Consider the following 14,210-nt stretch of genomic DNA (forward strand, 5'->3'; position numbering starts at 1 on the left):
AAGATGAGATTTCCCAATTCGTAAGACCCCTTGTAGACGACGAGGTTGATAGGTTGGAGGTGGAAGCGCAGCAATGCGTGCAGCTGACCAATACTAATCGGTCGAGGGCTTATCCTAAAACATACCCCAAAAAGTGACGATATGCTTCGAAGCGTATTCCGATTACTTTTCGGGGGACCCCGAATAAAGGATAACACAAGAATTCGCGTTTGTTTCGCATCTAGTTTTCAGGGAGCAACTCCTTGAATTGAATATTATTGTTCCCTGATAGCTCAGTCGGTAGAGCACTCGGCTGTTAACCGAGTTGTCACAGGTTCGAGTCCTGTTCGGGGAGCCATTATGGAGAGCTGTCCGAGTGGTCGAAGGAGCACGATTGGAAATCGTGTATACGTTAACCGCGTATCGAGGGTTCGAATCCCTCGCTCTCCGCCAGTATGTGGCCCGTTGGTCAAGGGGTTAAGACACCTCCCTTTCACGGAGGTAACAGGGGTTCGAATCCCCTACGGGTCACCATTATTTCTCTTTGATAACCATCATCATCGAAAAATGACTTGCAATATCCTAGAAGAATCTGATAAGATATTGATTGTCGTTAAATCGGAGGCTTAGCTCAGCTGGGAGAGCATCTGCCTTACAAGCAGAGGGTCGGCGGTTCGATCCCGTCAGCCTCCACCATATACAATATCGCGGGGTGGAGCAGCTCGGTAGCTCGTCGGGCTCATAACCCGAAGGTCGCAGGTTCAAATCCTGCCCCCGCAACCAATCAAATACGGAGCTGTGGTGTAGAGGCCTAACATGCCTGCCTGTCACGCAGGAGAACGCGGGTTCGAATCCCGTCAGCTCCGCCATTTACTTTCGAAACGATTAAGGCTCGGTAGCTCAGTCGGTAGAGCAGAGGACTGAAAATCCTCGTGTCGGCGGTTCGATTCCGTCCCGAGCCACCATTGAACAACAACATACGCCGGTGTAGCTCAATTGGTAGAGCAACTGACTTGTAATCAGTAGGTTGGGGGTTCAAGTCCTCTCGCCGGCACCATGCAGCACAATGTGGAGGCTTAGCGAAGTGGCCAAACGCAGCAGACTGTAAATCTGTTCTCTGACGAGTTCGGTGGTTCGAATCCATCAGCCTCCACCATTCCTTAACAATACAGGGGCATAGTTTAAAGGTAGAACAGCGGTCTCCAAAACCGTTAGTGTGGGTTCAATTCCTGCTGCCCCTGCCAGAATAACTTGTTTCATTCATATGGCGGTCGTGGCGAAGGGGTTAACGCACCGGATTGTGGCTCCGGCATTCGTGGGTTCAAGTCCCATCGATCGCCCCATAATTTCATCTTATTGGGGATTAGCCAAGCGGTAAGGCAACGGACTTTGACTCCGTCATTCCAAGGTTCGAATCCTTGATCCCCAGCCATTATGCGGACGTGGCTCAGCGGTAGAGCATCGCCTTGCCAAGGCGAGGGTCGCGGGTTCGATTCCCGTCGTCCGCTCCATTTATTAGGCGCCATAGCCAAGTGGTAAGGCAGAGCTCTGCAAAAGCTTTACCCCCAGTTCGAGTCTGGGTGGCGCCTCCACAATCTTCACCGTGCGGGAGTGGCGGAATCGGCAGACGCACAGGACTTAAAATCCTGCGGTAGGTGACTACCGTACCAGTTCAAGTCTGGTCTTCCGCACCAGTCATCATATGTGCCCTTAGCTCAGCCGGATAGAGCGTTTGACTACGAATCAAAAGGTCAGGAGTTCGAATCTCTTAGGGCACGCCATGTAACATCTTGTCGGGTTGCAGAGGTTGAAATTCCCTCTTTACTTGACGAAAGAAACATACTATAATCATATAGTACATGCCGGTGTGGCGGAATTGGCAGACGCGCGCGACTCAAAATCGTGAGGGAAACCGTGGGGGTTCGAGTCCCTTCACCGGCACCATATTCTTCATAACCTTCTTGTCCTTGAAACTGGAGATTTCAAGGACTTTTTTGATTTTATTTGACAGATTTAATTCTTCGGAAACTTTAACGCCAATTACTACTGTTGTTTAGGCTAGTTCGTTGCGAAAATGGGAAGTAGCGGCAAAAACAGGAGCTAATTTAGCGTGGTTTGACAAGTATGCGGATTTTTGGGACTTTTAGAGCCAACTTTTCCATTTAATTAGTTTGCACTGAGGCTAGGGCAATAATTAACGCCGCTTTTTGGATCTATCGATAAACATTTCACAAAAATGTACTGTTAAGGAAACGATTTTCTCAAGTAACAAGAAACACCGGCCGGAAGCGCGCGCTCCGTGACCGGTGTTTTTTGATACGGCTAACCGTTCACCTGTTCGATATGGAGGTAGGTTTGCTTGCTTAAATCGATGAAATTGCCGCCAACCTGCACTAACGGGCGGGTCGGATCATGAGAATTGATCATAACGATATTCCCTTTGCTTCCGTCAGTTAACAGAACTTCGCTCCCGGTGAGCGATTGCATCATTTTATCAAGGAAGATATGTATAACTTTGGCGTCGAACGCACCGTAAGCGTTCTGGTTCATCTGTTTGAGCGTCTCGTAGAAAGGAGTGGCGTTTCGATACACCTTGTTTGAGCTCATCGCGTGAAATACGTCGGCAACGGCTACAATGCGGCTAAATAGATCGATCTCTTTCTCGCGAATCCCGTACGGATATCCGCTGCCGTCATGTCTTTCGTGATGCTGGAGCGCCACTAGAGCCTGTCTATGCGTCGTTCCGGCCGTGCTTTGAATGAGTTCGTAACCGTATATCGTATGTTTTTTCATTTGTTCGAATTCTTCGGCCGTTAGCGCTCCCGGCTTGTTCAATATATGTTCCGGCACCATCATTTTGCCGATATCGCATAATGTGGCGGCCATCGTCAAGTCGGATAATTCCTCATTGGGCAAGCGAAGCCATTTCCCGATCATTGAAGCGATAATGCCGACTGCAATCGTATGGCGGTACGTATAATCGTCCATTGCGCGAAGCGATGAAAAAATGCGAAACAAATTAGAAGTTTCGGCTGCATTCCGGATCGTCGGAATGACCTGATCATGAATATCTTCGAGCGGGATTTTGTTCTCGAAACGGACCTCCCTGAAAATATCCTGGACCATGGAAACGCTTTTATCAATGAGCGCTTTATGACCGTTTTGTTCGTTGGATGGCGGCGTTTCAAGCGGGTAAACATCATGCATGGAGATGTCGATTTGATGCTGCCCGATCATTTGCAAATGTTCTTCGTTCAGAACGGTTAAAGCCGGAACGATCAGAAGTCCCGTCTTATTGAATATATCTCGCTTCAACTGGCAGCCGAGAAACTTCTCAGTCGATAGCGCGCTCTCTCTGACCATCTGATTTCCTCCAATCGAGTGGGAATAGTTCGTTATTCCTATTACCATATTTTACATTAGAAGAGTGATTTCTACAATTGAGAATTGTTGAATCATAGCGAAATACAGGTTTCCAATCGACATCATACCTTAAGTCGATAGTGTACCCCGACCTAGGTCTAGGTGCAAAAACCGTCGTGGGTCCGTTTTGAAAAAAAGCGAAACAACCTAAAATAAAGACATAAGCAAGAAAGAAGACGAAAGGCGGTGAATCATTGCAATGAGAACAAATAAAAATTTTGGAATTGCGATAGCAATCATCGGATTAGGGGTTATCCTCCTACTCTCAAAGTTCGGCATCCTTGGCGGATTGATGGGGTATATCATTCCGATCCTAATGATCGCCCTCGGTTATTACGGAATTAAACAAGGCAATAAATTTTTCGGTTGGATCATTTTGATCATCGGTACCATCGCGCTTGTCAGCAAGATGGCTTGGATTTTCGGAATACTGCTCGCGATCGGTTTGATCGTTTTCGGAATATCGATGCTGTCCGACCGAAGAAAATCATATCGATGAAGTAAATGAAGGATAGGAGGCCGAAAGATGAGTGTTATTCGTCGGGTAAGGGACATAACTGCTGCAACGTTAAACGACCGTTTGGAACGGTCGGAAGATCCGGTGCGCTTGATTGACCAGTTTCTCGTCACGACTAAGCAGGAAATCGTCGAAGCGGAAAGATTGTACCAGCAGTATTTAATGCACGCGAATCAAATGAAGCAGCAGCTTCAACAAGCGCAGTTGCTTCGGGATAAGAGGGAACAACAAGCGCTGCTCGCCCTAAAGGCGGAAGAAGAACATATCGCTAAAATGGCATTGCAAGAAAAAATCCAGCAAGAAGAAAAAATCGAACAGTACACGGAACTGTACGAGCAAAGCAAAAACGCCATTTTGGAGTTGGAAGACCAAATCAATATGTTGAAGTCGGAGTATCAAACCGTCTTCGACAAACGTCAGTATTACTTCGCCCGGATGGAATCGCTTCGATTGCAGCAGCGAATGAATCAAAGAATGGGCGCATACGGAATGCAAGACGTTCCGCGCATGTTTCAACGCTTGGAAGACCGCGTCTCCGACTGGGAGCTGGAATCGCGCAGTTTGCGGGATCTGCGCCGGATGGGGCAAGAATTCGCGGTGCAGGCGGGAACGACTTTGCAATCGGCGCTTGACCGCGAGCTAAACCGATTAAAGCAGAAATTGGAGGATAGCGGAAAGGAGTAAAAGATGACCAAATTATATCGTTCTAACCGTGACAAAACATTTACCGGTCTTTGTGGCGGATTGGCGGAAATGCTGGGGATGGACTCTACCCTGATTCGAGTCTTGGTAGTGATTCTAACGGTCTTTACAGGCGGGACCGTACTGTTCATCTACATCGTAGCCAGCTTGGTCGTACCGAAAGAACCGACTTATCCGCCTTTCGGCCCGTTCGGTCCGGGTCCGGGTCCGGGCTATGGAAGCAACGGCTTCCACGGGTACAATCATAACAAATACGGCGGGTATGGAAACCAGGGCCCCGTTCCGCCAAACGGTCCTTTCGGGCCGTCATACGGACCGAGACCCCAAGGCCCGTCGGGATTTGGAACAAACATGAACGCTGGCGGTCCTGTCAACGGATCGAATCCGGCGAACGCATCGCCGATCGATGCGGCCATGGAAGATATCGAGAAAAAAGCATTGAAAAAAGAATTGGAAGAACTACGCGCCAAAGTTGCGAAATATGAGAAGGGAGATGTTTAAGAATGGGAGTATTTCAAAGAATTAAAGATATGACGAAAGCGTCGATTCACGACTTGTTGGATAAGGTGGAAGATCCGGTTGTCATGTTGAACCAATACTTGCGCGACATGGAAGGGGAAATTCACGAAGCGGAAGTAACCGTTGCGAAACAAATGGCGAACGAACGCCGCGTGAAACAACGTTATGACGAAGCGGCCCGCATCGCGGGAGAGCGCGAAGCGCAAGCGGAATTGGCGCTGCGCAACGGACAGGAAGAAGTTGCCCGCAAATTGCTTGAGGAAAAAATTTATTACGATCAAAAAGTTTCCGAGTACAGCAACATGCATATCGAAGCCAAAACACAGGCCGACGAGTTGATGAAGCAACTGCATGAAATGAAAGACGAGTACTACAAGCTGCGCAACAAACGCAATGAACTTGCGACTCGCGCGCAAATGGCGAAAGCGAAAAAGCAAATGGCCTCCATCACTACGCTGCATACGATTGAAGGCGGCGGAGCGGCCCGCGGTTTCCAACGGATGGAAGAGAAAATTATGCAATTAGAAGCGGAAGCCGACGTTATCCGCGCTCCGTACTCGGGCAGCAATCTGTACAGCCCGCCGGTCGATGCTGAGAAGCAGCTCAAGGTGGAAGAACAATTGAACGCATTGAAAAATAAATTGAACGACAAAAATTAAGGTTTCGATTTTCGCGAAATTCTGATAGACTATGATAGGCAAAGCCATACGGCGCGTTCCACGGCCGGATGGCTTTCCATCCTTTTCGTTGAGCATAAGGAGGTGCGGCATGGATCAGCGTAACCGAAACTTGGCGATCATCTTGATAGCGATAGGCGCATTTATATTGTTAAGCCGGTGGGTTAGCATTTTGACAATTGCCGCCCTCGTTCTTATCTTTTTTGGCGTGAAAAGACTGCGCAGCAATGAAGGAAAAAGCAGCTACAAGCTGTTAATTGTCGGCGCCATTCTGCTAATGTTCGACAATTTTACGATGATTTTCGGCATCGTACTTATCTCGCTCGGCCTATTCTATGCCAAATCCAAGAAGGCTCATCGCGACGAACGTTATATCCAGCGGCATAATTTGCATAGCAGCATTCAATGGAATCGCGAACCGTGGATATTGCGCAGCATTAGCCTATGGCATGTCGTCGGCGATATCGAAATGGACTTCTCATTGGCTATTCCCGAAAGCATGGAAAACGTCGTCGTTCTGCAAGGGGCGTTCGGCGATATCGACATAACGATCCCGGACGATATCGGCGTGTATATCGAAGCCTCGGTGCTCCTCGGACAGGTCAGCTTCGATCAGGATCAAGACTCGGGATTGGTGAACAAAAGGGTGTGGCAATCGCCGAATTATGAAATGAGCGAACATAAAGTGAAACTGTTTATTTCCTATATCGTAGGAGATATTGATATCCGATTGAACTAAAGAAAGGGGAATCGTGCGTTTGGAACCGAAAAAAACGACCAATATGGTCATTCGAAGCATGGGTCAAACGATTCTCTTTTCTTTAGTTTTGTTTGGCGTTATCATATTTTTAATGAAGTATTACGGCTATATCAAGCCGTTCGCGTCTTGGGTCGAAGGGGTGAACGCAAGCGTTACGGCCATTTTGGTCGTCGCGGTGATCGCCGCCGTATTCGGTTTTATTCAAAGCCATACAATAAAAAAGAGGCTGGATACGCTGCGCGATTCGGTATTGCAAATGGAGAAAGGCAATTTGTCCACGCCGTTGCCCGATTTAGGGGGCGATGAAGTCGGCCAGCTTGCGGAGCAGGTGAGACGAATGAGCAAAAAATGGGAAGAGCAAGTGAATTCGCTGCAGCGGCTTTCGACGAACAATGCGCAGTTGGCGCAGAAGGCTAGGTTTACTGCGATCATTGAAGAACGGCAGCGGCTCGCGCGCGAATTGCATGACGCGGTCAGCCAACAACTGTTCGCCATTTCCATGACGGCGACGGCCGTCGGGAGGACGCTCGAGAAAGATTTCGACCGGGCCCAGCGGCAGGTGAAGCTGATCGAGGAAATGGCTTCCGTTGCGCAATCGGAAATGCGCGCGCTGCTCTTGCATTTGCGTCCGGTTCACTTGGAAGGAAAAGGGTTGGAGCAAGGATTGCAGGAACTGCTGTCGGAGATGAGGGCGAAGGTGCCGATGGAAATCGTCTTCGAAATGGATGAGAACATTCAACTGTTAAAAGGGATAGAAGATCATATATTCCGAATCGTTCAAGAAGCGTTGTCCAATACGCTGCGTCATGCGAAAGCGACCAAAATGGAAATTAAGCTGAAGCTCCGGGCGGACGGCGTTCGCGTTCTGCTCAGGGATAACGGCGTCGGTTTCGATTTGGACGTGCAAAAACAAGCTTCTTACGGTTTGAAAACGATGCAGGAACGGGTCAATGAAATCGGCGGTTCCATTCAAATTATGACTGCGCCGGGTAAAGGAACGAAAATTGAGATCCGGATCCCAATCGTAAAAGAAGAAAGCGGAGGTCATGGGGAAGATGGAAACGGAATCGACGATTAAAGTATTGCTGGTTGACGATCATGAAATGGTAAGAATCGGCCTTGCCGCCGTATTGAATACGGAAGACGGCATCGAGGTCGTTGGCGAGGCGAGCAACGGCCATGAAGGGATCCGGTTGGCCCAAGAATATAAGCCTGACGTCGTGCTTATGGACTTGGTCATGGAAGGTATGGACGGCATCGAGACGACAAGGAAGCTGCTTGAGCTCCACCCCGATTGTAAAGTAATCGTGCTGACCAGTTATTTGGACGATGAGAAGATGTATCCGGTCATCGAGGCGGGCGCATTCAGTTATTTGCTCAAAACGTCGCGCGCGGGAGAAATTGCCGAAGCGATTCGGGCCGCGGCCCGCGGGCAGTCGGTGCTCGAATCGCAAGTCGCCTCGAAGATGATGAACCGATTGCGGCAACCGAAGGCGAGCGCAGCGGCCCACGAAGATTTGACCGACCGCGAAATGGACGTGCTTCGTCTGCTCGCGCAAGGGAAATCCAATCAAGATATCGCGGACGAATTGTTTATCGGCGTCAAAACCGTAAAATTTCACGTAACGAACATATTGGCGAAGCTGAACGTCGAAGACCGTACGCAAGCGGCCATTTATGCATATAAGAACGGATTGGCTGAATGAGAATAAACCCGGAATTTCCGGGTTTTTGGCTATTCTCCAAGCTTATTAAATGAACACGAGGAAGAGAAGTGCTAGCAAGGCCAAATCCAAAGCGATGCCGGCGCCGTATCCGAAACCACCATACGGATATGGGGCGAATGCGTTAAGTTTCGCGGAGTCTTTGTTCGCTACTTTCTTGCCTTTTTGCTTGCCGCCTTTCTTGGATGTTTTCGAATGGCCGTTCGTCAAGACAGACGGGTCGCCGTCCAGGAACAATTGACCGTTTCTGCAACCGGTGATCCGTCCGATGTATTGTCTGCCATCCTTCATAACGGCGCATACATAATACCCGCAATACGGATTGATAGCATCTTCGGTTAAAGGATAAATCGGAACCATAGATGCAGGGCACCTCCTATTATTAGTTTTCAAGCGAATGTGACAGGGCGGAAACATTCTTTAGATTCAGTGTATTCGATAGGCTTATCCCTTGTATGGTTACTAACCTATATGAGAAACGCCTATTTTTCCGAACGGCTTTATGGCGGAAGTGAAAGCGACGCTCTACGGCGGATTGATTTCGAGGAAAGGGGATACGCTATGAGGAAGGCGATATGGTTCGTATTCATTGCGCTGCTTGGGGCGGGGATCGTTGTTGCGATAATGGCGGGGATCACGCGTCCGGGGGATCGTCTTGCCGGCGATTTGGACATGCTGTGGTCGTTAGGCGAAGCGGAAGGAGCCGAGCGGATCGTCGCCAAATTGAACGGAAGTTTGGTCTATCGTCCCGATCAATCCGATTTCGCCGAAGAGGCGCGGCGAATCGGCGAAAGGTTGGCTTTTCCCGGCGGACAAATCCTTCAGGAACAAGGGAAAGAAATATACCGGGCCGTATCGGATCAGCCGAACGATAAGCTGCAACTGACAGTCTATAAAGAAGAAGACCACATGATAGGGTTCGTCGTTGAAATGGCGGGGGAAGGACGAGACGGTTACCGCAAAGTGGCGGACCGGTTGCGGAAACAGACGGAACGATTGCGCCGGCATCGGATTCCATACCGCTGGAATGCAACCGTTCAGGGATATGCGGGCAATGGCGGGACGGCCGATTATGATGCGATCACCGCACGGATTGCCAAACGCGTGAAGATGAAAGAGATGGAACGGTACACGGATGAGACGACGGTTAGCGCGACTTACTTCGCCCCGGAAATCGATGTCGGAATCGAGAGCGGGGGGAAGACCGTCAATTTGCAAATCGCGGTCCATGACGATCGCGAGAAGGATAAATCCCGTATTTCTATTGGAATTCCGCTTATTACGATCGAATATTAACCGAATTATGCCATCATATATTGAAAAAAATTTTTAATTGGATAGCGTAAAGCGATCAATTATGTTAAAATGACATATTATCAAACAAGTTTTCATTCCAGAATGGAAAAACACGTAAGTGCCTAAAATACATATAGGAAGAATGAGGACCATGATACAAAATCAAAACAACGAACATGCACTGACATCTGGAGCCGTCTTTTTCATATTCGGAGCGACAGGCGATTTGGCAAGCCGTAAATTGTTCCCCGCGCTTTATAGTTTATACCGGGAAGGGAAGTTGGCGGAAAATTTCGCCGTCGTCGGCGTAGCGCGCCGTCCGCGGACGAATGAAGAATTCCGGGAGGACGTATACCGCTCGATTCAAGAATTTTGCCGTTACAAAACGGAAGACGCCGAGCAATGGAACCGATTTGTCAAACATTTTGAATATAAATCGCTGGACATTAACAATGTCGAAGGCTTTCGCGAACTCAACGCGCAGACGGAAGCTTTGGAACGAGAATTCGATATTCCCGGCAACCGGCTTTTCTATTTGGCGCTTGCGCCGGAACTGTTCGGCAGCGTTTCGCAAAATTTGCGGGCCGGCGGCATGCTGGACACCGACGGTTGGCATCGGCTAGTCATCGAGAAGCCGTTCGGTTACGACTTGGAATCCGCGCAGAAATTGAACGAACAAATTAACGAAGTGTTCCGCGAAGAGGAAATTTTCCGTATCGATCATTATTTAGGGAAAGAAATGGTGCAAAATATCGAGGTTATCCGGTTTGCCAACCAATTCTTCGAACCTCTCTGGAACAACAAACATATCGCCAACGTTCAAATTACGTTAAGCGAAACGGTCGGCGTTGAGGAGCGCGGCGGATACTACGATCATGCCGGCGCGCTGCGCGACATGGGACAGAACCATATGCTGCAGATGTTGACGATGATCGCGATGGAACCGCCTAGCCGGCTCCATCCGGAAGATATCCGCGACGAGAAGGTGAAGGTTCTCCGCTCGCTGCGCAAATTCGCTTCGGCGGAGGAAGTGCGCGAGAATGTCATCCGCGGCCAATATACCGAAGGCGAACTGAACGGCAAACCGTTGCCGGGTTACCGGCAGGAAGATAAAGTGAATCCGGAGTCGGTAACGGAAACGTATTTCGCCGCCCGGGTGTTCGTCGACAATTTCCGCTGGGCGGGCGTTCCGTTCTATATCCGTACGGGCAAGCGTCTGCCGGTTAAGACGACGGAAGTCGTCGTCGAATTCAAGCGGATGCCCACGAATGTCTATTTAGGCCAGAAGCATAAATTGGAACCGAACTTGCTTGTCATTCGGGTGAATCCGATGGAAGGCATCTATGTGAAGATCAATGCGAAGAAGCCGGGCTCGGAATCGGAAATTCAACCGCTCGCGATGGATTTTTGTCAAAGCTGTCTCGTCGGCATTAATTCGCCGGAAGCGTACGAACGCCTGATCTTCGATGCGGCGCGCGGCGACTCCACTTATTTCACGCGCTGGGACGAGGTCGCTTCGGCTTGGGCTTTCGTCGATCGGATCGCAGAAGCTTGGGCGGAAGGAACGGACGATTTGCAGCAATATCCGGCCGGTACGTGGGGGCCGAAGAAAACCGACGAAATACTGGAGAAGGACGGTTTTCACTGGTGGCCGGTCAACGGACAAGTGGAAGACAACGTAGTTTGGGTGAAAGGCTCGTAAACAAACGGCAAGATGTCCTCAAGCGGAATATCCGCTTGGGGCATTTTTGTCTTTCGGACGCCGAAAGACGCCAACCCGCGATCGCGGAAAAAAATCACGTTTTGACGCGTTTTGTGGTACAATAATAGCTATGTGATTTTCGTATGGAAGGGATAAAACTATGAGCAAAACGCTTTCGGAACAAATTAGCAAAGAGGTGGATAAACGCAGAACGTTTGCCATCATCTCCCACCCCGATGCGGGGAAAACGACGTTAACGGAAAAGCTGCTTCTATTCGGAGGCGCCATTCGGCTGGCAGGGACGGTAAAAGCGCGCAAAGCCTCGAAGCATGCAACGAGCGACTGGATGGAAATCGAGAAGCAGCGGGGCATCTCCGTCACTTCATCGGTTATGCAGTTCGACTATAACGGCCATCGCGTCAATATTCTCGATACGCCCGGCCACCAAGACTTCAGTGAAGATACGTACCGGACTTTGACGGCGGCGGATAGCGCGGTCATGTTGATCGACGTGGCCAAAGGCGTCGAGGCGCAGACGATCAAATTGTTCCAGGTTTGCGCCAAACGCGGCATTCCAATTTTTACGTTCATTAATAAGCTGGACCGCGAAGGGCGCAGTCCGTTCGAGTTGATGGAAGAAATCGAACAAGTGCTGGGCATCCGTTCCGTACCGATGAACTGGCCGATCGGGATGGGGCGGGACTTATGCGGCGTATACGATCGGGCGAAAAATCAGGTGGAACTGTTCCAAGGGGACGATCATTCCGTCATTAAGGTACAAAAGGTGGAAGATTACCACGATCCGGTAATTCGCGAGATGGCGGGACAGTTTCTGCATGACCAACTATGCGAGGAATTGGAACTGCTCGATGTCGCCGGCGATCCGTTCGATTTCGAGAAAGTGAAGCGGGGCGAATTGACGCCGGTTTTCTTCGGCAGCGCGATCAACAATTTCGGTGTGCAGACGTTTCTTGAAAATTTCCTGCAGCTTGCGCCGAAGCCGGCTCCGCGCCAAACGATCGAAGGGTTGCTGGAGCCTACCGACGAGAAATTTTCCGGTTATATATTCAAAATCCAGGCGAACATGAATCCGGCTCATCGCGACCGAATCGCATTCCTGCGCGTTTGTTCCGGGAAGTTCGAACGGGGCATGGCCGTGAAGCATGTGCGCGTCGGTAAAGAAATCAAGCTATCTCAGCCGCAGCAATTTCTGGCGCAAGACCGCGATATCGTTCAGGAAGCTTATCCGGGGGATATTATCGGCTTGTTCGATCCCGGCATATTCCGCATCGGCGATAGCTTGAGTCAAGGTTCCGAGGTGACATTCGACGAACTGCCGACGTTCTCGCCCGAATTATTCGCCAGAGTCACGGTCAAGAATGCGTTAAAGCATAAGCAATACCAGAAAGGCGTCGATCAGTTGACGGAGGAAGGAACGATTCAGGTGTTCTACTCCACGGGGACGTTCGACGAGACGATTCTCGGCGTTGTCGGCCAGCTGCAATTCGAAGTGTTCGAATATCGGATGAAAGCCGAATATGGCGTGGAAGTGCTGCTGCAGCGGCTGCCGTTCCAATTCGGCCGCTGGGTTGTCGGCGACAGCATCGATCCGGCGAAATTCCGCATTAATTCGCAGCTTGTCAAGGACAAGAAAGACAATTACGTCGCCTTGTTCGAGAACGAATATGCGATGCGGACCGCAATCGACAAAATGCCTGACGTAAAATTTCTGGAGACGGCTCCGTAAGAGCCGTCTTTTCTTGTATTGCGATTAGGGGATATCGTGCCTGTTCCGATGCGTTCTGACGCTGAGAACGAGCCCTACCGCGATCATATTCGTCAATAAGGAGCTTCCTCCGTAACTTATAAAGGGCAGCGCGATTCCCGTCATCGGCATCATGCCGATATGCATGGCGATATTCTCGAAGATTTGCAAAGTCAACATTGAAATGACGCCGACCACGATGTACGACCCGGACAAATCTTTGCATTCGGACGCGATGCGGATCATCCGGTAGAAGAGCAGGAAGAACAAGATGAGCAATAACGCCGAGCCTGCAAACCCGAATTCTTCTCCGATGACGACATAAATAGAGTCTGCGTAATTATAAGGGATGAATCCGTTTTGCGTATAAAAACCGTGCTGAAACCCTTTGCCGAACAACTGCCCCACCCCGACGGCGGTGAGCGAATTCATGACATGCCAAGCGGAATTCGGATCCGCCCCGGGGTCCAGAAACGTTTGTATCCGTTCTAATTGATGCGGCTTAACAATTTTGGAGAATAGATTGAAATCGAAATAATACAAAGCAACGATGAGCCCGACGATGGCAGCGGCCGTTCCGGCGCCGACCGCAATATGTTTGATACGGATATTGCCCGACCATAGCATGCCGATATAAATGCTGATGAATACGATCGCCGTGCCTAAATCGGGCTGCATCAAGACCAACACAAACGGTACCGCCGTGAACAGAGTAATCGGCAGGATGTCGCTCCACACTTGAAGCGCGTCGCCCTGCCTTTTTTCTTGCAGTTTGGCAATGACGAGAATGAGCGCAATTTTCACAAGCTCGGACGGTTGAAATTGAATAAAGGCGAGATTGATCCATCGTCTCGATCCGTTAATCGTTACTCCTTGGAACATGACATAGATGAGGAATACAATCCCGATTCCGTATAAAAGATAGGATAATTTACGAACGAAAATTCGATAATCGATAAGCGCCAGCACACAGACCAAAATACCGGATACCCCGTATAGCAGCAGGTTGTTCATGTGCAGTCCTTCGTATTTCGTAAGATTGGTTGCGCTGTAAATGGCGATGGTGCTCACGGCCATGAAAATGCCGACAATAAGCAAAATGATATAATCCAGTTCTCTCCACTTTTTAAACATGCATATTACCTC

13 protein-coding genes, 17 tRNA genes and 1 rRNA gene are annotated in these 14,210 nt (G+C 49.6%); 28 read left to right on the forward strand and 3 right to left on the reverse strand.

Annotated elements, in window-relative coordinates:
* The 18 genes from KQI79_RS04855 to KQI79_RS04940 all read left to right on the forward strand — a co-directional run.
* Positions 1–117, forward strand: a 23S ribosomal RNA gene (locus KQI79_RS04855); the annotation flags it as partial.
* Positions 118–261: 144 nt separating this feature from the next.
* A tRNA-Asn gene (locus KQI79_RS04860) sits at positions 262–337 on the forward strand.
* 4 nt (positions 338–341) lie between these two features.
* Positions 342–432, forward strand: a tRNA-Ser gene (locus KQI79_RS04865).
* A gap of 6 nt (positions 433–438) precedes the next feature.
* Positions 439–513: transfer RNA gene (locus KQI79_RS04870), tRNA-Glu, on the forward strand.
* Between the two features lie 86 nt (positions 514–599).
* A tRNA-Val gene (locus KQI79_RS04875) sits at positions 600–675 on the forward strand.
* Between the two features lie 10 nt (positions 676–685).
* Positions 686–762 (forward strand) — tRNA-Met (locus tag KQI79_RS04880).
* A gap of 9 nt (positions 763–771) precedes the next feature.
* A tRNA-Asp gene (locus KQI79_RS04885) sits at positions 772–848 on the forward strand.
* Positions 849–868: 20 nt separating this feature from the next.
* Positions 869–944 (forward strand) — tRNA-Phe (locus KQI79_RS04890).
* A gap of 16 nt (positions 945–960) precedes the next feature.
* A tRNA-Thr gene (locus KQI79_RS04895) sits at positions 961–1,036 on the forward strand.
* Positions 1,037–1,049: 13 nt separating this feature from the next.
* A tRNA-Tyr gene (locus tag KQI79_RS04900) sits at positions 1,050–1,135 on the forward strand.
* A 14-nt stretch (positions 1,136–1,149) separates the two neighbouring features.
* Positions 1,150–1,223: transfer RNA gene (locus KQI79_RS04905), tRNA-Trp, on the forward strand.
* A 23-nt stretch (positions 1,224–1,246) separates the two neighbouring features.
* Positions 1,247–1,322 (forward strand) — tRNA-His (locus KQI79_RS04910).
* 14 nt (positions 1,323–1,336) lie between these two features.
* Positions 1,337–1,411, forward strand: a tRNA-Gln gene (locus KQI79_RS04915).
* Positions 1,412–1,415: 4 nt separating this feature from the next.
* A tRNA-Gly gene (locus tag KQI79_RS04920) sits at positions 1,416–1,490 on the forward strand.
* Positions 1,491–1,497: 7 nt separating this feature from the next.
* A tRNA-Cys gene (locus KQI79_RS04925) sits at positions 1,498–1,571 on the forward strand.
* A 13-nt stretch (positions 1,572–1,584) separates the two neighbouring features.
* Positions 1,585–1,673, forward strand: a tRNA-Leu gene (locus tag KQI79_RS04930).
* Between the two features lie 10 nt (positions 1,674–1,683).
* Positions 1,684–1,760: transfer RNA gene (locus KQI79_RS04935), tRNA-Arg, on the forward strand.
* Positions 1,761–1,840: 80 nt separating this feature from the next.
* Positions 1,841–1,923 (forward strand) — tRNA-Leu (locus tag KQI79_RS04940).
* Positions 1,924–2,301: 378 nt separating this feature from the next.
* Here KQI79_RS04940 and KQI79_RS04945 read toward each other — a convergent pair.
* Positions 2,302–3,342, reverse strand: a complete 1,041-nt coding sequence (locus tag KQI79_RS04945) for an HD-GYP domain-containing protein (protein ID WP_216537110.1) — start codon at positions 3,340–3,342, stop codon at positions 2,302–2,304.
* Between the two features lie 259 nt (positions 3,343–3,601).
* Here KQI79_RS04945 and KQI79_RS04950 point away from each other — a divergent pair, with 259 nt between their 5' ends.
* The 7 genes from KQI79_RS04950 (at position 3,602) to KQI79_RS04980 (ending at position 8,283) form a co-directional block, all read left to right on the forward strand.
* Entirely contained in the window at positions 3,602–3,901 is a 300-nt protein-coding gene (locus tag KQI79_RS04950) for a LiaF transmembrane domain-containing protein (RefSeq protein ID WP_216537111.1), read from the forward strand.
* Positions 3,902–3,928: 27 nt separating this feature from the next.
* Positions 3,929–4,603, forward strand: coding sequence for a PspA/IM30 family protein (locus KQI79_RS04955; protein WP_216537112.1), 675 nt, complete (start codon positions 3,929–3,931; stop codon positions 4,601–4,603).
* A gap of 3 nt (positions 4,604–4,606) precedes the next feature.
* Positions 4,607–5,122: a PspC domain-containing protein gene (locus tag KQI79_RS04960; RefSeq protein WP_216537113.1), complete on the forward strand. Its 516-nt coding sequence runs from the start codon at positions 4,607–4,609 to the stop codon at positions 5,120–5,122.
* Between the two features lie 2 nt (positions 5,123–5,124).
* Positions 5,125–5,799: a PspA/IM30 family protein gene (locus tag KQI79_RS04965; RefSeq protein WP_216537114.1), complete on the forward strand. Its 675-nt coding sequence runs from the start codon at positions 5,125–5,127 to the stop codon at positions 5,797–5,799.
* A gap of 109 nt (positions 5,800–5,908) precedes the next feature.
* Positions 5,909–6,556, forward strand: coding sequence for a cell wall-active antibiotics response protein LiaF (gene liaF, locus KQI79_RS04970; protein WP_216537115.1), 648 nt, complete (start codon positions 5,909–5,911; stop codon positions 6,554–6,556).
* Between the two features lie 19 nt (positions 6,557–6,575).
* Complete coding sequence (locus tag KQI79_RS04975; RefSeq protein WP_216537116.1) at positions 6,576–7,655, forward strand: sensor histidine kinase; 1,080 nt, start codon at positions 6,576–6,578, stop codon at positions 7,653–7,655.
* Positions 7,633–8,283, forward strand: a complete 651-nt coding sequence (locus KQI79_RS04980; protein WP_216537117.1) for a response regulator transcription factor — start codon at positions 7,633–7,635, stop codon at positions 8,281–8,283. Before KQI79_RS04975 ends, KQI79_RS04980 begins: the two co-directional genes overlap by 23 nt.
* A gap of 45 nt (positions 8,284–8,328) precedes the next feature.
* On the opposite strand, the gene KQI79_RS04985 is transcribed toward KQI79_RS04980, so the two are convergent.
* On the reverse strand, positions 8,329–8,661 hold the full coding sequence (locus KQI79_RS04985; RefSeq protein WP_216537118.1) for a hypothetical protein: 333 nt from the start codon (positions 8,659–8,661) through the stop codon (positions 8,329–8,331).
* 201 nt (positions 8,662–8,862) lie between these two features.
* On the opposite strand from KQI79_RS04985, the gene KQI79_RS04990 reads away from it, so the two are divergent.
* The 3 genes from KQI79_RS04990 (at position 8,863) to KQI79_RS05000 (ending at position 13,046) form a co-directional block, all read left to right on the forward strand.
* Complete coding sequence (locus KQI79_RS04990) at positions 8,863–9,597, forward strand: YwmB family TATA-box binding protein (protein WP_216537119.1); 735 nt, start codon at positions 8,863–8,865, stop codon at positions 9,595–9,597.
* Positions 9,598–9,748: 151 nt separating this feature from the next.
* On the forward strand, positions 9,749–11,299 hold the full coding sequence (zwf, locus tag KQI79_RS04995; RefSeq protein WP_216537120.1) for a glucose-6-phosphate dehydrogenase: 1,551 nt from the start codon (positions 9,749–9,751) through the stop codon (positions 11,297–11,299).
* A 160-nt stretch (positions 11,300–11,459) separates the two neighbouring features.
* Positions 11,460–13,046 carry a peptide chain release factor 3 gene (locus KQI79_RS05000; protein ID WP_216537121.1) on the forward strand — a complete coding sequence of 529 codons (1,587 nt, stop codon included), beginning with the start codon at positions 11,460–11,462 and terminating at the stop codon, positions 13,044–13,046.
* Between the two features lie 24 nt (positions 13,047–13,070).
* Here the strand turns inward: KQI79_RS05000 and KQI79_RS05005 are convergent, their stop codons facing one another.
* Entirely contained in the window at positions 13,071–14,198 is a 1,128-nt protein-coding gene (locus KQI79_RS05005) for an FtsW/RodA/SpoVE family cell cycle protein (RefSeq protein ID WP_216537122.1), read from the reverse strand.
* Between the last annotated feature and the right edge of the window lie 12 nt (positions 14,199–14,210).

The organism is Paenibacillus sp. MSJ-34 (assembly GCF_018918005.1).
GTDB lineage: Bacteria > Bacillota > Bacilli > Paenibacillales > Paenibacillaceae > MSJ-34.